The following is a 20,903-nucleotide window of genomic DNA, read 5'->3' on the forward strand; positions in this document are numbered from 1 at the left end:
GGGGGGTGGATGCTTCGGTGCTTCGGTGCTTCGGTGCTTCGGGCGCGCGGCCCGCTCAGTGGTGCGCGCCGCCGCGGAAGGCCACGCGCTTCTCCCCCGCGGTGACCGCGACGGGGAAGCGGTTGTTGCGCGGCGGCAGCGGACAGTTGTACTGGTCCGAGAACCCGCACGGCGGCACGAAGGCGCGGTTGAAGTCGAGGACGACGTGGTCATCGACGTGCTCGACGAAGAGGAAGCGGCCGGACGCGTAGGTCCCGTCCTCCCCCTCGGCGCCGTTGGTCGGGTCGCCGAACACCAGGAGCAGCGTCCCGTCGTCGTCGAAGGCGCTCAACGTGTACGCGACGCCGTCCCGTTCGAACGTGATGTCGCCAGGCACCACCAGCTCGCGGGTCAGCCCGTTGTCACGGATGTGCTCGAACGGAATGGTGCGGTCGTCGCTGACGGGCGTGAACGTCGCCTCGATGACCCAGCTGGGGTCGAAGGGGAAGACCTCGATGGTCTCGAAGTCTTGGATGGCTGGGGATGCCGCATCCCAGAGCCGGATGCCGCGCTCGACCTCTCCGGTCTCCAGGCTGCGGCGCGTGAGCTCTGTAGCGGTGACCGTCGCCGGGTGGCCGGCCAGGGCCTCCCCCGGAGTCGTGGTGTCGCCCTCCTGCAGCCACCGCGTCTCGATCAGAGCGAGGTTGCCGGTGGGCGCCGTCACGCTGCTCAGGCGGTTCGCACGCCAGGCGTCCCAGCCTGCGCGGGCGCGCTCGATGGTCGCGGAGGAAGCGGAGGTCTGTGTGGAGATATCAGTCACGATGCCGGACATAACCATCCGAGTCTCCGCCTTGTTCCCGGTGGACGCTATTCGTGTTGCTCCATGTTGCGGGCCGTGGCCCGGACCACCGCCGGGGAGACAGCGAGGACGCCCGCGACGACCGCCGGCACCAGGAGCGCCCAGCCGACGTCCGGCCGCGCATAGAACCCCTGGAAGCATCCGATGGCGACGGCGAGCTGGAGGATCTGGATGGTCAGCGCGGACGCGCGTGCCCAGCTCCGCAGCCGCAGGATGCCGACGAGCGTCGCGATCAGCCAGGCCGCCGCGAGCAGGACGAGGACCGCGATCGCGACCGCGGACGGGTACGACTCGGGCTTCTGCGTGAGCAGCTCGTACACCAGCCAGCAGGCGACACCGACCACGAGGACCGTCTCCAGGGCGAGGATGACCGTCAGCACCGTGAGGAGGGGTGGACGCGACGGGCGGCGCTCCGTGGCCGCCTCCGGGGCGTTCTGGGGGTCGGGCACTATAGCATCCTGACGTTTCCGGCTCGTGTTCTCAGCGTTATCCCATACAAAACTATTGATTCGCAATAACCGCTATGGGAGCATATTCAACGGTCGAGTTAACGCTCACAGGGTCGTGGGCAGGTCTGATTCCCCACGGATCTAAGCACCCTGCAACCCGACTGCTTATCTGCATTCTATGGCCCTCTCAGGTCAGGAACCCCAGTAAACAAGGAGCACATCTTCATGGATTGGCGCGACAAAGCCGCCTGCCTCACCGCGGACCCCGAGCTTTTCTTCCCGGTTGGCAACACCGGCCCTGCGGTCGACCAGATCGACAAGGCCAAGGCGGTCTGCGCACGCTGCACCGTGACCGAGATCTGCCTGCAGTACGCCCTCGAGACCGGTCAGGACTCGGGTGTCTGGGGCGGGCTCTCCGAGGACGAGCGCCGCGCCCTCAAGCGCCGCGCTGCGCGCGCACGCCGCGCGTCCTGACGCTCCACCCGCTTTCCACTCGTCGGCGCGGGCCATACCCTCCCGCGCGTCCGACACAGCCGAGGCGGCGCTCACACACCTAGCATCGAGCGCCCCTCGGCATTTTTCATGCCCGGATTCCTACGCGGCTTGGTCGCCGGTCAGATCTTGGTGAGGTAGCGCAACGGGACCTCGATGGTCACCTCGGTGCCCTGCCCCATCATCGTGTGCCAGTCGATCGCACCGCCGAGCTCGCCCTGGATGAGCGTGCGGACGATCTGCGTCCCCAGGCCGGTCCCGACCTTGCCCTCCGGGAGGCCCGAGCCGTTGTCGACGACCTTGACGGTCAGCGACTCCTCGGACCGGTGGGCGACGATCTCGACCTCCCCTTCGCGCCCGGCCAGCCCGTGCTCGACCGCGTTGGTCACGAGCTCCGTGAGCGCCAGTGCGAGCGGCGTCGCGTACTCCGACGGCAGCTGGCCGAAGGTGCCCGACTTCTTCGGGTGCACGGTCGTGGTGTGGCTCGCCGCGACCTCGGCCACCAGCAGCAGCACGCGATCGAAGACGTCGTCGAAGTCGACGATCTGCGCGAGCCCGGTCGACAGGGTGTCGTGGACGACGGCGATGGCCGCGACGCGGCGCATGGCCTGGCTGAGAGCCTCGCGCGCCTCCTCCGAGTGGGTGCGGCGCGCCTGGATGCGCAGGAGGGATGCCACGGTCTGGAGGTTGTTCTTCACCCGGTGATGGATCTCGCGGATGGTCGCATCCTTCGTGATCAGCTCGCGCTCCTGGTGGCGCTGCTCCGAGACGTCGCGGCAGAGCACGATGGCCCCGACGCGCTCACCGCGGTTCCGGATGGGGATGGCGCGGAGCGACACCGTGACGCCGCGGGCCTCGATGTCGGTGCGCCAGGGGGCGCGGCCGGTCACCACCAGCGGCAGCGACTCGTCGACGGTGATCGTGCCGGCGAGCAGACCGGTCGTCACCGTGGCGAGGGACTCCCCCTCGAGCTCGCCGGTGAAGCCCATCCGGTTGAAGGCGCTCAGCGCGTTGGGGCTGGCGAATGTGGTGACCCCGTCGACGTCGAGCCGGATGAGACCGTCAGCCGCGCGAGGCGCCCCTCGGCGAGGCGCGGCCGGGGCGCCGAGGTCCGGGAAGTCTCCGGTCGCGATCATGTTGAAGAGATCGTTGGCGCACTCGTTGAACGTCAGCTCCTGCCGGCTCGGCGTACGCGCCTCGCTCAGGTTGGTGTGGCGCGTGATCACCGCCACGGGTTCCGGCGCGGTGTCCGGGGAGTGGACGGTCAGGCGACGGATCACGGGAACCGCGCGCACCCGGGTCGGGGTCTCCTCGTACCAATCCGGCGCTGACGTGTCGATGATCTGCTTCGACCGATAGGCGTCGGTCACCTGCTGGCGCCACTCCGGCTTGATGCGCTGACCAACGAAGTCGCGGTAGAAGAGCGTGGCCGCCGAGGACGGACGGGCGTGCGCCACCGCGACGAAGTCGTCATCGGCGGTCGGCACCCACAGCACGATGTCCGCGAAGGCGAGGTCGGCGAGCAGCTGCCAGTCGCCGACGAGGCCGTGCAGCCACTCGACGTCCTCTTCCGAGGAGCGGCCGTGAGCGTGGACGAGATCGCTGAGGGTGGACATCACCCCATCCTAAACGGCGCTCCGACAGACATGACGAGAGTTATCCACAACGCGTTTATGCCCTGGTCCGCCGCGCGCCGACCTGTTTGAGTGAGGCATCGTACATATCACGGGTCTATTTCAGCACCGACCACCGACACACCCCCTCGGGAGAAAAAATGCACCACCTCGCCCTCGCACCCGCGACCCCGTCCACCGCCGGAATTCCCGGTGAGCGGGCCGCGGATCCCGGCCGTTCCGGCATCCGACCCGGAGACCGCTCCGTCGCCTATCCGGCTCCCCATCCGGGGATGCCCGAGGCCGCTGTCGCGTTGCCGCACGAACATCCTGCCGGGTGGCTGACGCCGGGCCGCTCTGACCGCCGCACGCCAATTGCGGTCACCGGATTCGGGCAGACGCGCACGGGCGAAGGGACCATCGTCGAGTTCCCCACGGGCGACGAGCCGAGTCCGGCGACGCTGTGCTCCAACCTCGCGAGATCGGTCGTGGAGATCCTCGCGGGCGCGCGTCCGCTCGATCAGATCGGCCGCTGGGTGAGCGACTCCGTCTACGTCCATCTGCTGCGACGCACCATGCTCACCGTCCAGGCGCGGACCACGGCGGCCGAGAATCCGTTGCGACCGCGCATGACCATCGGCGATCCTGTCCTGGCGTTCCCGGTCGATGGCGTCGTCGAAGCGGTCGTCATGGTCCACCAGCCCGCTCGTTCCCGCGCCGTGGCGATCCGCCTGGAGCGACACCGCGCCCGCTGGCGCGCCACGGCCATCAACGTCCTCTAGCCAGGAAGACGACGATGGCGGCCCCGCAGGGCCGCCATCGTCGTGGTGATCGGTTGCGCGATCAGCGCTTCTTCGCCTGCGCGCGACGCTCTGCGCGGTTCGCGGGGGCCTCGTCCGAGGACTCGACGCGCTGGCCGAAGGCACCGCGCTGGTTGGACGCCTGCGCGGGCGGAGCGGCCGGGGCGGCCTGCTGCTGAGCGCGCTGCGCACGGGCGGTCGCTGCCTGCTCGAGCTGACCGCGCTGGTTGCGCACCTCGACGCCGCCCTGCTCGGCGGGAGCCGAGTAGCTGAGCTTCGTGTCGCTCTCGCCCCGCGCGAGGCCCTTCGCGGCGACGGCAGGAGCCTCGACCTCTCCGGGGGCCTGGTTGACTTCGACCTCCAGGTTGAACAGGAAGCCGATGGTCTCCTCGCGGATGGCGCCCATCATCTGCTGGAACATGGCGTAGCCCTCGCGCTGGTACTCGACCAGCGGGTCGCGCTGAGCCATCGCACGGAGGCCGATGCCGTCCTTCAGGTAGTCCATCTCGTAGAGGTGGTCGCGCCAGCGGCGGTCGATGACCGAGAGTACGACGCGGCGCTCCAGCTCGCGCATCGCCGGGGCGCCCAGCGACTCCTCGCGACGCTGGTAGGCGATCCGGGCGTCCGAGAGGATCTCGCGGCGCATGAACTCGCGGTTGATCTTGCCCTTGTTGCCGGCCTCCGAGATCACCTCGTCGATGCTGACACCGACCGGGTAGAGGGTCTTGAGCTCGGCCCACAGGGCGTCGAAGTCCCAGTCGTCGCCGCTGCCCTCGCCGGTGTGCTGGTCGAGGATGTCGTCGATCACGTCGGTGAGGAACTGCTGCACGCGCTCGTGCAGGTCGTCGCCCTCGAGCACATGACGGCGGTCGCTGTAGATCGCCTCGCGCTGGCGGTTCAGGACGTCGTCGTACTTGAGCACGTTCTTGCGGATCTCGGCGTTGCGGGCCTCGACCTGCGACTGCGCGCTGCGGATGGCGCGGCTGACGACCTTCGACTCGATGGCCATGTCGTCCGGGACGCTGCTGCGGCCCATGAGGCTCTCCGCCGCGCCCGCGTTGAAGAGGCGCATCAGATCGTCGGTGAGCGACAGGTAGAACCGGCTCTCGCCCGGGTCGCCCTGACGGCCGGAACGACCGCGGAGCTGATTGTCGATGCGCCGGGATTCGTGGCGCTCGGTGCCGAGCACATAGAGACCGCCGGCCTCGATGACCTTCTCGGCCTCCTCGGCGACCTGCGCCTTGACGTTCTCGAAGACGCCCTCCCAGGCGGCCTCGTACTCGTCCGGTGTCTCGACCGGCGACAGACCGCGGGCGTTCATCTCGGCGACGGCGAGGAACTCGGAGTTGCCGCCGAGCATGATGTCGGTACCGCGGCCGGCCATGTTGGTGGCCACGGTCACGGCGCCGAGACGCCCGGCCTGGGCGACGATCGCGGCCTCGCGCGCGTGGTTCTTCGCGTTGAGGACCTCGTGTCGGACGCCCCGCTTGGCAAGCAGACGCGAGAGGTACTCGCTCTTCTCGACCGAGGTGGTGCCGACCAGCACCGGCTGGCCCTTCTCGTGACGCTTCACGATGTCCTCGACCACCTGGTCGAACTTCGCCTTCTCGTTCTTGTAGACGAGGTCGGACTGGTCGATGCGCTGCATCGGCTTGTTGGTCGGGATGGGCACGACGCCGAGCTTGTAGGTGCTCATGAACTCGGCGGCCTCGGTCTCGGCCGTACCGGTCATGCCGGAGAGCTTCTTGTAGAGACGGAAGTAGTTCTGCAGCGTGACGGTCGCGAGGGTCTGGTTCTCGGCCTTGACCTCCACGCCCTCCTTCGCCTCGATCGCCTGGTGGATGCCCTCGTTGTAGCGGCGGCCCACCAGGATGCGGCCGGTGTGCTCGTCGACGATGAGCACCTCGCCGTTCATCACCACGTAGTCCTTGTCGCGCTTGAACAGCGCGTTCGCCTTGATGGCGTTGTTGAGGAACGAGATGAGAGGGGTGTTGGCCGACTCGTAGAGGTTGTCGATGCCGAGGTAGTCCTCGACCTTCTCAATGCCCGGCTCGAGCACACCGACGGTGCGCTTCTTCTCATCCACCTCGTAGTCCACGTCCGGCGTGAGGCGCTTCGCCAGGTTGGCGAACTCGTTGAACCAGCGGTTCGCCTCGCCGGAGGACGGACCGGAGATGATGAGCGGCGTGCGCGCCTCGTCGATGAGGATCGAGTCGACCTCGTCCACGATCGCGAAGAAGTGGCCGCGCTGCACCATGTCGCTCGCCTGCCAGGCCATGTTGTCGCGCAGGTAGTCGAACCCGAACTCGTTGTTGGTGCCGTAGGTGATGTCGGCCGCGTACTGCTCGCGGCGCTCCTCCGGGGTCTGGCCGGCGAGGATCACGCCGGTCGTCATTCCGAGGGCGCGGAACACGCGACCCATCAGCTCGGACTGATAGCTCGCCAGGTAGTCGTTGACGGTGACGATGTGGACGCCGCGGCTGGCGATCGCGTTGAGGTAGGCCGCGGTGGTCGCGACGAGGGTCTTGCCCTCACCGGTCTTCATCTCCGCGATGTTGCCCAGGTGAAGGGCCGCGCCGCCCATGATCTGCACGTCGAAGTGACGCATCCCGAGGGTGCGCTTGGCCGCCTCGCGGACGGCCGCAAAAGCTTCGGGGAGCAGGTCGTCGAGGGATTCGCCGTTGCCGTAGCGCTCGCGCAGCTCGACGGTCTCGTGCGCGAGTTCCTCATCGGTGAGTTCGCTGAAGTCGTCTTCGAGGGCGTTGACCGCCTTCGCGTACGCCTCCAGCCGACGGAGGGTACGGCCCTCGCCAACACGGAGGACCTTTTCCAGAACTGAGGCCACTGATGCACTCCACTTACGCTCGGTCGGGCTGACAGCCCGGCGCCCCGGCGGACGCACGCCGGACGGCATACTCCGCCGACGCTAGAGACATGCTACTTGTTCCGCCCTGACGTTCGACCTGCCCGGCCTGGGAGGACTCTGGATGCCGGCGGCGAACGCGGTGAGGAGGTGCGCTCCTTCCTCCCAGTCGCCGAGGTTGCTCGCCGAGTTGAGGTGACCGCGTGGGCCGAGCGAGACGCTGGCGGCACCCCACTGAGCCGCGAACCGCTCCGCGCGCTCCGGCGAGCAGTACGGGTCGTCGCTGCTGTTGATCATGAGGACAGGGGCGGCGGGCGTGACATCGAGCCCTGCCGAGAACGACTCGGCTTCCCGGGGGAAGCGGGGACCTGCCGGATCTGGGGCTGCCACCAGGAACAGGCCGGCGACGTTCTCCGGATGGAGATGCGCCCAGCGGACTGCGAGCAGGCAGCCGAGGCTGTGGGCGACCAGGACCGCCCTGGCCCCGCCGACCGCCCGATCGAGAGCACGGGACCAGTCATCCGCATCCGGTTCGTCCCAGGAGGACGGCTCGATGCGGCGCATCCCGGGATGACGGGACTCCCAGATCGATTGCCAATGCTCGCGATCCGAGCCTCCGATGCCCGGCACGATGACTGTTCGCATGCACGCCCTTCCGGTTGTTGTGGATGGTGGAGAGTGCCGTTCGACCGGTCGCTGACCACGATCGTAGGAAACCGTGCGCGTCGGCTGCAATCTCGACGTCGTCTATGCCGGAGGGATGAGTCAGCTCCAGGCGCGTCGACGGAGCTCGTCATGCAGCTCGCGGGCGACGCGCCCCAGGAGCGCTTCGGCGGCGGGCTGCTGCACGGCGGCGACGCTCGACTCGGTCAGCGCCACGACGGCGAACGCCGAGCCGTCCGCGTGCTCCACGACGCCCGCTTCGTGGCGCAGGGTGAGCAGCGTGCCCGTCTTGGACCACCAGGTCGACGCGTCCGACACGAACTCGGGTGCGAGGCGCGCGCGGTGGACGTTCGCGGCCATGAGCTCGCGCATCCGCGACGCGACGGCCTCCGGCACGCGGGGACGCCAGAGGTCCTCCAGCCAGTCGGCCAGATCGCGTGCGGTCGCACGCGTGGCGTCGGCGGCACCGAGACGGGCGACGGTGTTCCCCCCGCCCGGCGTGCGGCCAGCGATGGCGAGCCGGTGCGCGAGGTGCGCATCCGTCGGCGGGAGCTGCTCCGCCAGCGTCCGCGAGAGCTCCCCCGCATCGTGCCGGATGATCAGCCCGGGACGGCCGAGCTCGGCGAGGAGTTCCGCGACGCGTTCCGGCGGGGTGAGGGCGAAGAGCGCGTCGGAGGCGGACCCGTCGCTCAGGGCGACGCTGAGGTAGACGAGGTCTTCGAGGGCGACGGTCGCGGGATGCCGGAACCGGGAGATCCCGGTCGGACCCGGTGTGGAAACGCGGCCGGGCGGCACGGTGACCGGCTGGTCGGGCGCGAGCTCCCCACGTCGCATACGCTCCAGGGTCGCGATGCCGAGTGGGATCTTGACCAGCGACGCGATCGGACGCGGTGTATCGGCGTCGATCGCGAGTTCGTCTCCGGTGGCCAGGTCGCGCACCAGGAACGCGCCGCTCAACCCGCCCGCCTGCAGCTGCGAGACCAGCCGATCGATGAGCTGCTGCTCGTCGATCACGGGCGGCCCTGCCCGAGGGCGCGTGCCAGCGCACGCTCGGCACGCGAACCGAGGCGGCCGATGAGGTCTGGCTCGTCCGAGGCCAAGCCGTAGCCGCGTTCCAGGTCGAGCTCGGCGAGCAGGCTCCAGGACAGCCCGAGTTCCGCCGCGCGGGCCTCGGTGCTCAGCAGCAGGTCGCCGGCGAGGACATCGGCGATCGTGCTGGAGAGCGACCCGGCCTTCCCGAGCTGGTGCGGCAGGAGCGCGTGAGCGTCCCGGAGCGCGGTGAGGGGGTCCCGGATGGCCGGGATGTCGTCCTCGGCCTCGTAGAGCAGGCGCGTCGGGGCGTCGGCGTCCGACCGCCGGGGTCGGATCGAGCCGAAGAAGAAGGGGCCGGGATCCGCGTGTGCTGAGGCGACCCCGAGTCGGACGCGCCACCGCGCCTCCTCCCGGGGCACGGACAGGACGGCCGCCTGGACGGCCCCCGATCCGAAGGCGTCGGCTCGCGCCTCGGGATCTCCGGACATCGTCTCCACCGCAACGCCGCTCCCCCGGCTCGCCGCGATGAAGGCGCCGACCGCGGTGGGCGCGCAGCCCTCGGGGACTGCGATCCGGAGAACGGATGCGCGCGAGCGGCGCGCCTGAGCCTCGAGTTCGCCGGCCGCCGCGGTGACCTGCCGTGCGGCGCCCAGCACACCGCGTCCGAACGGGGTCAGCTGCGGACGGCGGGTCGAGCGGTCGAAGAGCGCCTCACCGAGGTGTGCCTCGAGCGCGGCGATGCGTCTGCTCGCGACCGACTGCTGCATCCCCGCGGCGGCGGCTCCGACCGTGAAGCTGCCGCGGTCGCTGACGCTCACGAACGCGCGGCAGGCGGCGACGATATCCATGGGGCCGGATACTAGCGAGCGGGGCTTCGTGGGAGCAGACAGAGGTCGGCGGCGACTCATGCCAGATCGTCATCGAACTGCGCGCGGGCGTCTGAGCGTCGTCGGCCGGGCTGCGGTTGCCTGGGAGCAGCACCTCCCGTGAAAGGACTCTTTGTCATGATCCATCGCCCGATCCGCTCACTCACCGCGCTCGTCATCGCCGTCGTCGCGCTCACCGGTTGTTCCACCACCGGTGTCGCGTCGCCGTCGACGTCGCCTCACTCGGCGTCGCCTCACTCGACGCCGACGCGCGCCGCCGATCCACGCTCCGAGGCGGCGGCGCGCGCGCTGGCCGAGCTGGAGTCGCAGTACGGGGCGACCGTCGGCGTGTATGCGGTGGACACCGGCACAGGCCGGTCTGTGGGCTACCGCCAGGACGACCGCTTCGCGTACGCGTCGACCTCGAAGGTACTGCTCGCCGGCGCAGTGCTCGCGCGGTCGTCGGACGAGCAGCTGGATGCCGTGGTGCCGTACACCAGCGACGATCTGGTCTCCTACTCTCCTATCACCGAGACCATGGCGGGCGCCGGGATGCCGCTGCGCGACGTCATCGCGGCGGCGCTGCAGAAGAGCGACAACACCGCGGCGAACCTGCTCTTCCGTCAACTGGGCGGGCCGGCCGAACTCGAGAAGTCACTCCGCGCGCTGGGCGACGAGACGACGGAGGTCGAGCGCACGGAGCCCGACCTCAACGAGGCCGCTCCGGGCGACCCGCGCGACACGAGCACTCCCCGCGCCCTCGCCGCCGATCTGCGCGCGTACGCCCTCGGCGAGGAGCTCCCCGCAAACAGGCGGAAGCTCCTCGTGGACGACATGACCGGGAACGCCACGGGCGACCCGCTCATCCGGGCAGGGGCGCCGACCGGATGGACCGTGTCCGACAAGTCGGGCGCCGCGTCCTACGGAACGCGAAACGACATCGCCGTGTTGACGGCACCGGGCCATGCGCCGGTCGTGATGGTCGTACTCTCCCGCAAAGCGGACAAGGACGCCGCCTACGACAACGCGCTGGTCGCGGACACCGCGAAGGTCCTGTCGACGGCGCTGGGGCTGTGACGCCGCAGCCGTGACGGAGTCGATGGCGGCCGCCGCCCGGGCGGCCGCCATCGACGCTCCCGCGGATTCGCCGCGGTCAGCCGAGCTTGCGTGCCGCGGTCGCGACCTCCTGCAGCTCTTCGGCCGCCTCGTCGAGAGAGATCACGCCGTAGTCCCAGCCCTTGCGTCGGTAGACGACGCTCGGGCGCATGGTCTCTTGCTCGACGAACAGGTAGAAGTCGTGACCGACGAGCTCCATGTAATACAGAGCGTCGTCCACGGTCATCGGTACGGAGGCGAAGACCTTCTTACGGATGACGACAGGGGAGTACTCCTCCTCGGCCTCCGATTTCTCCTCCGTCTCATCGGACACGGCGGGCAGTGCGCCGGTTCTCACCTGGTCCAGCACCGCGACGGGAGCCGCCGCGAGGCCGACCGCGCTGAAGCCGTCGGTGCTCGCCTCACGCAACGAGGTCGGTCTGTGCTGACCGCGATGGACCTTCCGTCGGTCCTTCGCCCTGCGCACCCGTTCGAGGAGCTTGCCGAGCGCGATGTCGAAGGCCGCGTACTTGTCCTGTCCGGTCGCCTCCGACCGCACGACCGCCTTCGGGCCGACGAGGGTCAGCTCGACCCGGTCGTCGCCGTTCTGGCTGCCCAGCTTCTCGTTGTGCCTGCTGACCTTGATCTCGAACGAGATCGCCCTTTCGGCCAGGTGCGCCACTTTCTCAGACTTCTCGGTGGCGTACTCCCGGAAGCGATCAGTGATACCCAGGTTGCGTCCGATGATGTTGATGTCCATGGAGACCTCCCTGTTCCGGCGTGACGACCGCCCGGATCACGAAGGGCGGATCGACCACACCTTTTCGACTACCGTAGTGCCGCCGACCTCATTAAGAAACCGGAAAACATACGGCATCCCCCCTGGGTCTTCTGGGTGCTCCCTGAAGACGTCCTCCGGCTCGGAGCGGCGTCCGCGCGATCGCTGCCGCACCCGCTACGCGGCCACCAGCCGCATGGATGGCTCTGGCCGCCTCGGTGATGGTCGCCCCGGAGGTGACGATGTCGTCCACGATCAAGCACGTGCGGCCCGCCAACCTCTTCGAAGCCACGAAACTGCCCCGCCGGTTGCCGGATCGCTGCGCTGCATTCAGCCCTGCCTGGTCGGCCGTCTGACGCGACAGCCGGAGCGCTCGCCAGAGCGGCGGGACCAGGATGTGCGCACGGGCGAGCACCGAACGGCTCGGGTGGTAGCCCCTCCGGCGCCACGCGGACCGGGTGGAGGGAATGAGCACCGGCAGCAGCGCCGCATCGGCGGCGGCAGCGCCTGCTGCATCACCGGCTCCACGGGCGGCCTGCCGTTGCGCCTCCTCCACCGCGGACCGCAGGGCGCGCGCCAGCGCTCGCACCACATCCACTCGCCCTCCGTCTTTGTAGGCGAGGAGCACGCGTCGGGCGACGCCCTCGTAGCTGAGCGCCGACCAGACCGGGATGTCGCCGACGGCGTCGAGCCGAGTGACCGGACTCAACTCCGCTTCGCACTCGTCGCAGAGCGAGCGATCGGGGCGGCGGCAACCGGCGCATCGTACGGGGAGGACGATCGCGGCGGCGTCGAGCAGGGATTCACGGACCAGGGTGTGAGCTGTCATGGTTCGAGCATCCCGGTGAGGCCGTGTCGGCCGGCTTCCGACCACCCGATCTGTGGAGAACCCCCGCGTCGCCGAGGCTGTGAGCACGTGATGGTCGGCCTACGGCTGACCGAGCTGCACCGCCACGGCACCCACCTTGTCGGTCTGCGCCTGCCAGCCCGTGCCGGTCGGCGCCAGAAGCGTGCCGTCCGCGCTGAGGACGACGTAGGGAGCCAGGCCCGACGCTCCGACGATCGTCCGACCGCCGGCCGGGCCCGAGGTCGTCGTCTGCTCGCCGCCGACCGTCTGCTGCGCGATGCTGGTCGCTTCGCCGTTCGTCGAGCTGAGCACCGCGATGGTGAGATCGGAGGTCCAGGCAGCTGATCGCGGCTCCGACGTCGGCACCGCGAGCTCGACCGGTTCGGTGAGAGAAGTGGGCGACATGTTGCCCCCTCGCACGATCCCCGCGGCCATGAGCGAATAGCCGGTCTGGGTCCTGAGGAGCGCTGCGATCCGCGTGCCGTCCCGGGAGACCGCGAGCGAGAGGATGGCGGTCGCGTTCGGCCAGACGGCCGTCACGGCATGCGGCTCTGCGCCGGTCGCCGTGGCGACCTGGATGGCGTTCGGCGTCGCGGCGGGCACCGACCAGACCCAGCCGTCGGCGTCGAGCGACGGTCCGATGAGGCCGGGCCGCGCATCCACCCGCACTGGATCGCCGTTCTTGCGCACCGAGTACACACCGGCCTGCGACAGCACAGCAGCCTGATCGTGCGAGGCGCTGAGGGTGATCGCCGAGGGGTGCAGCGACGCGACCTTGTCGCTGAGGCCGCTCAACGCGCTCACGGTGTCGCCGTTGAGCGGGCCGAACACGTCTCCGCGGTCCACGAACGGATGCGAGTCGACGGACGGATTCCGGATGGGCAGAGCGGCGGCACTGAGCGACGGGACCTGCTGGACATTGCCCTCGATCGACAGCTGGACGCTCTGAGCCAGGCTGCCGAGGGACTGCTCGAGCTGGAACTGCATCCGCTGCAGCTGGGTGGGATCGGCCTGGGCCGCCTCCGAGCTGAGGTCGATCCTCGCCACTCCGCCCGCGGTCGTCACCGAGGGCACGGCGAGTTCGGTCCCCTTCGGGAACGCGGTCGTCACCGCCCCCGTCAGCCACGGCGCAGGGCCGGCGAGCAAGGAGCTCGCGACGCGTGTCGCGGCCGATGCCACCCGCGCCGGGAACCAGCGCGCGTCCGGGACGAGGTAGGCGTAGCCGGGACTGAAGAAGTACAGGGTCTGCTGCGTGTAGACGGCCCGGAACGTGGGATCGTCGATCACCACGCCGTTCGGGGCGACGGAGATGCGCCACTCCCCGTTCTCCCTGACCAGTTGGTAGTTCAGGCCGACCGGGGCCGTGCTCCCCACGGGGTGGAACGCACCGACGGCGTCGATGTTCGCGACGGGGGTCACATCCACGCGCCACAATGTGCCCTGATCGTCGTAGCTGCGGTTGCGCCCGTCGTCGACGGTGACCGACTCGTCCGGGTTCCAGTTGGCCGCCATGGACCGGGTCAGGTACTCGCGGGCGATGGCGAAGTTGTTCTTCGGGCTCGAGGCGGCATCGATGAAGCCCTGCACGATGCGCTGCTGGGTCGCGCCCTTCTCGGGCGGCGACGGGTTGAAGTCCAGGTCGAGCGGGTCGTTGACCTGCGCCACCGGCGCTCCCTGACGCACCGGGCCTGAATCCGGGATGCTCGCGCACGCGGCGAGCGCCACCAGCACCAGTGCGGTCGCCGACGCCACCGCGGCACGCACGCCCCATGACCGCCTGCGCCCGTTCATGCGTGGGCCTCGCTCCCGGTCGTGGCCGGGTTCGCCGCCGGCATGGTCGCACCGGCGTCCACCGGGGGAAGCGGCAGGGGCGACGCGGTGATCTCGCGTCCGACGACGCGCGGAAGGGTCAGCCGGAAGCACGAGCCCGCTCCCGGTGCCGACCAGACCTGCAGCCAGCCGGAGTGCAGCGTCGCGTCCTCCAGCGAGATCGCGAGCCCGAGGCCGGTGCCGCCGAGGGTCCGCTTGCGCGACGGGTCAGCCCGCCAGAACCGGTCGAACACGTGCCCCGTGTCCTGCGGGCTCATCCCGATGCCGTAATCGCGCACGGTGAGGGCGACCGCGCTCTCGTTGCTGTCGACCGTGATGACGACCGGGCGTCCCTCACCGTGCTCGATCGCGTTGCCGATCAGATTGCGCACGACTCGGCGGATGCGGCGGGGGTCCATCGGCACGTCGAAGTAGCCGCCGGGCGCGTCGAGCGTCAGTTCGGAGCCGTTCTGCTCGGCGAGCGTCCGGAGCTCGTCGACGCAGTCCTCAGCCAGCCGCACCAGGTTTGTCGGCTCGGCGTCGAGCACGACCGACCCGGCGTCGTACCGGCTGATCTCGAGCAGGTCGGAGAGCAGGCGGTCGAACCGCTCGATCTGGGTGTGCAGCAGCTCGGCCGTCCGGGCGGTGGCCGGGGCGAACCCCTCCCGCTGGTCGAAGATGACGTCACCGGCCAGCCGGATGGTCGTCAACGGGGTGCGCAGTTCGTGCGACACGTCCGAGACGAACCGCTGCTGCAGTTGCGACAGCGTCGCCAGCTGGTTGATCTGGCTCTGGAGGCTGTCCGCCATCCCGTTGAACGACCGCGCGAGGGTCGCGAACACGTCCTCCCCGCGCTCCGGGATGCGGACGGCCAGGTCACCGGCGGCGAGCCGCTCGCTGGTGCGCGCCGCGACGCGGATCGGCTCCACCACGAACCGAACGATCACCCAGGTGATGGCGCCGATGAGCAGGATGAGGGCGAGGCCGGCCAGCAGCAGCGTGTTCTGCACGAAGAGCAGCGTGTTCTCCGAATCGCGCAGGTTGTAACCGATGTAGAGCTCGTATTTGCCGTACGACGGCAGTGTGAGCTGGGATCCGACCACGATCCCCGGGTCTGTGTCGCCCGCGGCGGGCAGCGCGACCGACTGGTAGTACTGCTTCGATCCGCCGTTCTGCACTTTCTCGCGCAGTTCGGGCGAGATGACCGAGTTCATGGCCGGGCTCCCGCGGTCGGGAGGGGCGAGGATGCCGGTGTCCTGCCCGGGCACGCGGTATGCCGCGACGAGGCGGCTCGAGGTCGAGGCCTGCACGCTCTGCAGGACGGTGTTGAGCAGGTTCTTGCCCGCATCCCCCGACGACACGTCGGAGGCGTTCAGAGTCGACTGCGCGGTGGTGGTCGCGCGGCTGGAATCGCGGAGCGCCTGGTCGAGCCGCGACTGGTACAGGTCGTTGCTGATGCTCAGCGACATGTACACGCCGGTGACGAGGATGGCGACGCCGGTGAGCAGCAGCGTGATCGCGACGGTCCGCAATTGCAGCGAACTGCGCCACAGGCGCGCGAGACGGGTGGGCGCCTGGCGCCACCAGTCCCGAGTCGGCCACCGCGCGCCCATTCGTGGCTCCGGTCGCTAGGCCGCAGCGCCGGCGCGGTAGCCGACACCGCGCACGGTCATGACGATCTTCGGGTTGTCCGGATCCTGCTCCACCTTGGCGCGGAGGCGCTGCACGTGCACGTTCACCAGACGCGTGTCCGCCTTGTAGTGGTAGCCCCAGACCTGCTCCAGCAGCATCTCGCGCGTGAAGACCTGCTGGGGCTTGGAGGCGAGCGCGAGCAGGAGGTCGAACTCCAGCGGCGTGAGCGCGATGCGGGTGTCTCCGCGGCGCACCTCGTGCCCGGCGACATCGACGACCAGATCGCCGACGGTCAGCTCGTCGGTCGGCGGGGTGGCGGGCGCGGGCCGCAGCCTGGTGCGGATGCGGGCGACCAGCTCCTTCGGGTTGAAGGGCTTCACCATGTAGTCGTCGGCCCCGGACTCGAGCCCCTTCACGACGTCGGCGGTGTCGGACTTCGCGGTGAGCATGATGATCGGGGTGCCCGACTCCGCCCGGATGCGACCGCACACCTCGATGCCGTCGAGGCCGGGGAGCATCAGGTCGAGAAGGACGAGGTCGGGCTTGGACGACCGGAAGGTGTCCACTGCGAGGGATCCGTCTTCGCAGAAGACGGGGTCGAATCCCTCGGTGCGGAGGACGATGCCGATCATCTCCGCAAGCGCGGTGTCGTCGTCGACAACCAGGATGCGACTAGTCATGTGCGAAGTTCCCCGAACCCCTCTCGAGCGGCCTCTGGCCGTGAAGTGACATGACCAGCGTAATGGAGCAGTCTGCTACCAGCTTGAATGAAACCATTACGTGCCCTGTGGATGGGACAGCGCGCGCGAGAGCACTGTGCCAGCATGGGAGCAACGCACGGGGGGAACGAAAGGTACGGCGTGAGCGACGAACAGAACTGGCAGGCGCCCGGCTCGAACGGGTCTACGCCGGAGGGCGGGCCGCAGCAGCCACCGCAGTACGGGCAGCAGCAACCGCCGCAGTACGGGCAGCAGCAGCCGCAGTACGGGCAGTACGGTCAGCCGCAGTACGGGCAGTACGGTCAGCAGCCGGGATGGCAGCAGCAGCCGGCGGGCCAGCCCGGATGGCAGCAGGCCTACCCGCAGGGTGGCGCGCAGCCGGCATGGACTCCTCCGCCGAAGCCCGGTCTGATCCCGCTGCGGCCGCTGACGCTCGGTCCGCTCCTCGCGGCGCCCTTCCAGGCACTGCGTCGCAACCCGCGCATCACGGTCGGTTCGGCGTTGCTGCTGCAGGGCATCCCGTCCATCCTGGTCAGCGTCGTGCTCGCCGGCGGCATCGGGCTGCTGGCCGTCCGCGTCTTCTCGGGCGAGGCCCAAGACCAGCCGGCGCTCCGGGCGGGCCTCGTCGGAGGCGCGATCCTGCTCGGCGTGCTCTCCCTCGTCATCTCGACGGTTTTCAGCGCCCTGCTGCAGGGGGTGATCGTCGGCGACGTCGCCCGCGAGTCCCTGGGCGACAAGCTGACGTTCCGAGCGCTATGGCAGCTGGTGCGCGGTCGGATCGGGGCCTTGATCGGCTGGACGCTGCTCTACGCCCTCGCCTGGATCGTCGCGATCGCCCTGGTGGTCGCCGTCGTGGTCGCGCTGGGTGCCCTGGGCGGCTCCGCCGGCGCCATCGGAGCCGTACTCGTCGGCGTCGTCGGCGGCCTCGCCCTGATCCCGCTGGCCTTCTGGATCAACACCAAGCTCGCGATGGTGCCGAGCGTGATCGTGCTCGAACGCCTGCCGCTGACGCAGGCGGTCGCACGGTCGTGGCGCCTCACCACCGGCTACTTCTGGCGGACGCTGGGCATCATCCTGCTTGTGTGGGTGATCGTCTACGCCATCACGCAGACCGTCGCGATCCCCTTCGGCCTGATCGGCGGACTCGCAGGCGGGGTGTTCGCGCCGACGTCGGCGACCTCGGCGGATCCCATGCAGGAGGTCCTCGTCACGCAGCTGAGCGTCAACGTGCTCTCCAGCATCGTGACGTCGATCATCGGAGCGATCGGCAGCGTCATCCAGACGGCGGCCGTCGCCCTCCTCTACATCGACCTCCGTATGCGCAAGGAGGGACTCGACCTGCAGTTGGTGCGCTTCGTCGAGGGGCGGCAGACCGGTCAAGACCTGCCCGATCCCTATCTTCCGCAGGCGCAGCAACCGCAGCAGCACCAGCCTCCGCAGCCGCCCGCCGGGTGGCCGAACGCCTGACCGTGATCCGCTTCGACGTCCCGGTCGACCCCAGCTCGCCGGAAGCGCAGAACTGGCTGCGCGACGAACTGTCGCGCCCGGAATACCAGTCGGCGAAGCCGACGTGGTTCGATCTCGCCTCCAAAGCGGTGCAGGACTGGATCGGGTCGCTGTTCCAGGGCGCGGGCGGTGACGCCGCGCCCGTGCTGCTCCTGGTCGTCGTCGTGGTGATCGCCGGCCTGATCGTGGCCGCATTCTTCCTCTTCGGGCGGCCACGGATCAACCGCCGCTCCGCTCTCGATCGGCGCGCGTTGTTCGGAGCGGACGAGGCGCGCAGCGCCGCCGACCTGCGTGCATCCGCAGAACAGGCGGCACGTCAGGGCGACTGGGTGACCGCTGTCGAGGAGCAGTTCCGTGCGATCGCCGTCTCCCTCGACGAGCGCACACTCGTCCACGTGACGCCGGGAACGACGGCGAACGAGTTCGCCGTGCATGCCGCCCGGATCGCGACCGACGAGGGCGAAGCGCTTCGGCAGGCCGCCCGCGCGTTCGATGAGGTCCGCTACCTCGACCGACCCGGCACCGAGGCGGCGTACCAGCACCTCGTCGCGCTGGATCAGCGGCTCCAGCGCGTGCGCGTCCCCCTGCCGGCGGTGAACGCATGAGCGCACCGACACCCGTCCGAGGCCCGGAGACGGCCCAGCCCGAGACGATGCGCGACCGCCAGGCGACGCCACAGGCGGCGACGGCACAGACCCTGACGGTCCGGCAGACCGCACGGCGAGCGCTCCCCTGGATCGTGCTCGCCGTGATCGCGATCGTCATCGCCCTCGGCGGGGCGCTGCTCACCGGCGGACGTGTCGCGCCGGGCACGACGCTCGACGCGACCAACCCCGCGCCCGCCGGAGCGAAGGCCGTCGCGCAGGTCCTGCGCGGGCAGGGGGTGGATGTGCGGAACGTGTCGACACTCGACCGCGCCACGGCGGCCGCGGCGGACGGCGCCACCGTGCTGGTCTACGACCCGCTCGGCAACCTGACCTCGGACGGCTATCGCGCCCTGACCGGCGACGGACGCACGCTTGTCGTCGTCGAACCGGACTTCGAGGCGCTGCAGACCCTCGATCGCGATGTGACGGCGGCGGGCGCACCCCGCGGTCCCGCTCCCGCCGACTGCACGGTGCCGGCCGCAGAGCGCGCCGAGCGCATCGACCCGCGCACCACGTCCACGACGGAGGATGTCGTCGTCCCCGGGACCTTCCGGGTGGCCGACGATGCAGCCGCGTGCTTCTCGGACACCGGCGGTCGCGCCTCGCTCGTGCGCACCTCCTTCAACGCCTCACCCGTCTACCTGCTCGGGTCGGCCGCCGTGCTGACCAACGACGGCGTCGACCGCCTCGGCAACGCGGCGCTCGCCCTCAACCTCCTCGGCGGCCACAGTACTCTGGTCTGGTACCTGCCCTCCCTCGACGACCGCCCGGTCAGCGGACCACCGGACATCGCCGAGCTCACACCCGGGTGGGTGACCCCGGTGATGCTGTTGCTCGTCGTGGTGTTCATCGCGGCGGCGATCTGGCGCGGCCGCCGCTTCGGCCCGCTCGTCGTCGAGAGCCTGCCGGTGGTGGTGCGCGCCGGCGAGACCCGCGAAGGCAGGGCGCGGCTCTACCAGCGGTCGTCCGCCCGGCTCCGTGCGGTGGACGCTCTGCGCGTCGGCACCATCGGCCGACTCTCCGCCCTCGCAGGTCTGCCGAGCACGGCAACCGTGCCGGAGGTCGCCGACGCCGTCGCCGCGCTCACCCGCCGTGACCGGCTGGCCGTCCGCGACCTTCTGGTCGAGCGCATCCCCCAGACCGACCGCGACCTGATCGCGTTGTCCGACGAACTCGCGGAGCTCGAGAGAGCCACCGCATCCGCCGTTACGCCCTCCACGGGCCCGACCGGAAGAATGGATGAATGACAGACGTCACGACGGGGACGGCGTTCCCCTCCTCACCCGGCGCGCCCGCTGACGCGGCGCGCCTCCGCTCCGCCCTCTCCGCCGTGCGGACCGAGGTGGGCAAGGCGGTCGTCGGCCAGGACGGCGCGGTCACCGGGCTCATGATCGCTCTGCTGGCCCGCGGCCACGTTCTGCTGGAAGGCGTGCCGGGTGTGGCGAAGACCCTGCTGGTCCGCTCGCTCAGCCAGGCTCTCAGCCTCGACACCAAGCGCGTGCAGTTCACCCCCGACCTGATGCCGGGCGATGTCACCGGATCTCTTGTCTACGACGCCCAGACCGGCGGTTTCGTGTTCCGAGAGGGCCCGGTGTTCACGAACATCCTGCTCGCGGACGAGATCAACCGGACGCCCCCGAAGACCCAGTCGGCCCTCCTCGAGGCCATGGAGGAGCGCCAGGTCAGCGTCGACGGCGTCAGCCGCCGCCTGCCGGACCCGTTCATCGTGGCGGCGACGCAGAACCCGATCGAGTACGAGGGCACGTACTCCCTGCCGGAGGCGCAGCTCGACCGCTTCCTGCTCAAGCTCACGCTCGACGTGCCCGAGCGGGACACCGAGGTGGAGGTGCTCCGCCGCCACGCCGCCGGTTTCAACCCGCGCGATCTGGCTGCCGCCGGGGTGACGCCGGTGCTCAGCGCCGCCGAGCTCCAGGCGGCCCGCGAGTCCGCCGCCCGCGTCGGCGCGAACGCCGACGTGCTGGCCTACATCGTCGACCTCGCGCGCGCGACCCGCCGCAGCCCCTCCGTCCGCCTCGGCGTGAGCCCGCGCGGCACCACCGCTCTGCTCGCCGCGGCCAAGGCCTGGGCGTGGCTCTCGGGCTACGACTCGATCACCCCGGACCACGTGCAGGCGATGCTCGTGCCGGTGTGGCGCCACCGCATCCAGCTCCGCCCCGAGGCCGAGCTCGAAGGAGTGGGCGCCGACGCGATCCTGCGGTCGATCGTGCAGCAGGTCCAGGTTCCGATCTAGGCC

19 protein-coding genes are annotated in these 20,903 nt (G+C 69.9%); 7 read left to right on the top strand and 12 right to left on the bottom strand.

The window, feature by feature from the left end; all coding sequences use genetic code 11:
- Positions 1-55 precede the first annotated feature (55 nt).
- Together BLR91_RS12845 and BLR91_RS12850 are read right to left on the bottom strand one after the other, a co-directional pair.
- On the bottom strand, positions 56-811 hold the full coding sequence (locus BLR91_RS12845; protein WP_089874867.1) for a DUF1684 domain-containing protein: 756 nt from the start codon (positions 809-811) through the stop codon (positions 56-58).
- Between the two features lie 35 nt (positions 812-846).
- Positions 847-1,287 (bottom strand): hypothetical protein, encoded by a 441-nt coding sequence (locus BLR91_RS12850; protein WP_089874865.1) that lies wholly within the window; start codon positions 1,285-1,287, stop codon positions 847-849.
- A 225-nt stretch (positions 1,288-1,512) separates the two neighbouring features.
- On the opposite strand from BLR91_RS12850, the gene BLR91_RS12855 reads away from it, so the two are divergent.
- Complete coding sequence (locus tag BLR91_RS12855) at positions 1,513-1,761, top strand: WhiB family transcriptional regulator (RefSeq protein WP_018190103.1); 249 nt, start codon at positions 1,513-1,515, stop codon at positions 1,759-1,761.
- Between the two features lie 140 nt (positions 1,762-1,901).
- Here BLR91_RS12855 and BLR91_RS12860 read toward each other — a convergent pair whose 3' ends face one another.
- Positions 1,902-3,395, bottom strand: coding sequence for a sensor histidine kinase (locus BLR91_RS12860; protein ID WP_018190102.1), 1,494 nt, complete (start codon positions 3,393-3,395; stop codon positions 1,902-1,904).
- Between the two features lie 158 nt (positions 3,396-3,553).
- Between BLR91_RS12860 and BLR91_RS12865 the strand changes: the two genes are divergently transcribed.
- Complete coding sequence (locus BLR91_RS12865; protein ID WP_231918907.1) at positions 3,554-4,174, top strand: Rv3235 family protein; 621 nt, start codon at positions 3,554-3,556, stop codon at positions 4,172-4,174.
- Positions 4,175-4,235: 61 nt separating this feature from the next.
- Here the strand turns inward: BLR91_RS12865 and secA are convergent, their stop codons facing one another.
- From secA to BLR91_RS12885, 4 genes are all read right to left on the bottom strand, one after another.
- Positions 4,236-7,037: a preprotein translocase subunit SecA gene (gene secA, locus BLR91_RS12870; RefSeq protein WP_018190100.1), complete on the bottom strand. Its 2,802-nt coding sequence runs from the start codon at positions 7,035-7,037 to the stop codon at positions 4,236-4,238.
- Between the two features lie 81 nt (positions 7,038-7,118).
- Entirely contained in the window at positions 7,119-7,700 is a 582-nt protein-coding gene (locus BLR91_RS12875) for an RBBP9/YdeN family alpha/beta hydrolase (RefSeq protein ID WP_089874863.1), read from the bottom strand.
- A gap of 120 nt (positions 7,701-7,820) precedes the next feature.
- Complete coding sequence (locus BLR91_RS12880) at positions 7,821-8,732, bottom strand: serine hydrolase (RefSeq protein ID WP_089874860.1); 912 nt, start codon at positions 8,730-8,732, stop codon at positions 7,821-7,823.
- The gene (locus BLR91_RS12885) at positions 8,729-9,598 is read right to left on the bottom strand and encodes a LysR family transcriptional regulator (protein WP_089874858.1); all 870 of its coding nucleotides are present in this window, start codon (positions 9,596-9,598) and stop codon (positions 8,729-8,731) included. Before BLR91_RS12885 ends, BLR91_RS12880 begins: the two co-directional genes overlap by 4 nt.
- A gap of 156 nt (positions 9,599-9,754) precedes the next feature.
- Here BLR91_RS12885 and bla point away from each other — a divergent pair, with 156 nt between their 5' ends.
- Positions 9,755-10,693, top strand: a complete 939-nt coding sequence (bla, locus tag BLR91_RS12890; RefSeq protein ID WP_089874856.1) for a class A beta-lactamase — start codon at positions 9,755-9,757, stop codon at positions 10,691-10,693.
- 76 nt (positions 10,694-10,769) lie between these two features.
- Here the strand turns inward: bla and hpf are convergent, their stop codons facing one another.
- The 5 genes from hpf to mtrA form a co-directional block, all read right to left on the bottom strand.
- Positions 10,770-11,471 (bottom strand): ribosome hibernation-promoting factor, HPF/YfiA family, encoded by a 702-nt coding sequence (hpf, locus tag BLR91_RS12895; protein WP_018190095.1) that lies wholly within the window; start codon positions 11,469-11,471, stop codon positions 10,770-10,772.
- Between the two features lie 91 nt (positions 11,472-11,562).
- A complete protein-coding gene (locus BLR91_RS12900; protein ID WP_089874855.1) occupies positions 11,563-12,318 on the bottom strand; it encodes a ComF family protein in 756 nt (251 codons plus the stop codon).
- A gap of 99 nt (positions 12,319-12,417) precedes the next feature.
- Positions 12,418-14,127 carry an LpqB family beta-propeller domain-containing protein gene (locus BLR91_RS12905; protein ID WP_231918908.1) on the bottom strand — a complete coding sequence of 570 codons (1,710 nt, stop codon included), beginning with the start codon at positions 14,125-14,127 and terminating at the stop codon, positions 12,418-12,420.
- Positions 14,124-15,758, bottom strand: a complete 1,635-nt coding sequence (mtrB, locus tag BLR91_RS12910) for an MtrAB system histidine kinase MtrB (RefSeq protein WP_020075393.1) — start codon at positions 15,756-15,758, stop codon at positions 14,124-14,126. Before mtrB ends, BLR91_RS12905 begins: the two co-directional genes overlap by 4 nt.
- Positions 15,759-15,773: 15 nt before the next feature.
- Positions 15,774-16,457 carry an MtrAB system response regulator MtrA gene (mtrA, locus tag BLR91_RS12915; protein ID WP_018190091.1) on the bottom strand — a complete coding sequence of 228 codons (684 nt, stop codon included), beginning with the start codon at positions 16,455-16,457 and terminating at the stop codon, positions 15,774-15,776.
- A 180-nt stretch (positions 16,458-16,637) separates the two neighbouring features.
- On the opposite strand from mtrA, the gene BLR91_RS12920 reads away from it, so the two are divergent.
- Genes BLR91_RS12920 through BLR91_RS12935 form a run of 4 tightly spaced genes read left to right on the top strand, consistent with a single transcriptional unit; the run spans position 16,638 to position 20,900 of the window.
- On the top strand, positions 16,638-17,963 hold the full coding sequence (locus BLR91_RS12920) for a hypothetical protein (protein WP_089874852.1): 1,326 nt from the start codon (positions 16,638-16,640) through the stop codon (positions 17,961-17,963).
- Positions 17,948-18,607, top strand: coding sequence for a DUF4129 domain-containing protein (locus BLR91_RS12925; protein ID WP_089874850.1), 660 nt, complete (start codon positions 17,948-17,950; stop codon positions 18,605-18,607). The genes BLR91_RS12920 and BLR91_RS12925 overlap by 16 nt, the downstream gene beginning before the upstream one ends.
- Entirely contained in the window at positions 18,604-19,896 is a 1,293-nt protein-coding gene (locus BLR91_RS12930; RefSeq protein WP_231371077.1) for a DUF4350 domain-containing protein, read from the top strand. The genes BLR91_RS12925 and BLR91_RS12930 overlap by 4 nt, the downstream gene beginning before the upstream one ends.
- Complete coding sequence (locus BLR91_RS12935) at positions 19,893-20,900, top strand: AAA family ATPase (protein ID WP_020075395.1); 1,008 nt, start codon at positions 19,893-19,895, stop codon at positions 20,898-20,900. The genes BLR91_RS12930 and BLR91_RS12935 overlap by 4 nt, the downstream gene beginning before the upstream one ends.
- Positions 20,901-20,903 lie beyond the last annotated feature (3 nt).

Origin of the sequence: Leifsonia sp. 466MF (assembly GCF_900100265.1) — a bacterium.
Taxonomy (GTDB): Bacteria; Actinomycetota; Actinomycetes; order Actinomycetales; family Microbacteriaceae; genus Leifsonia.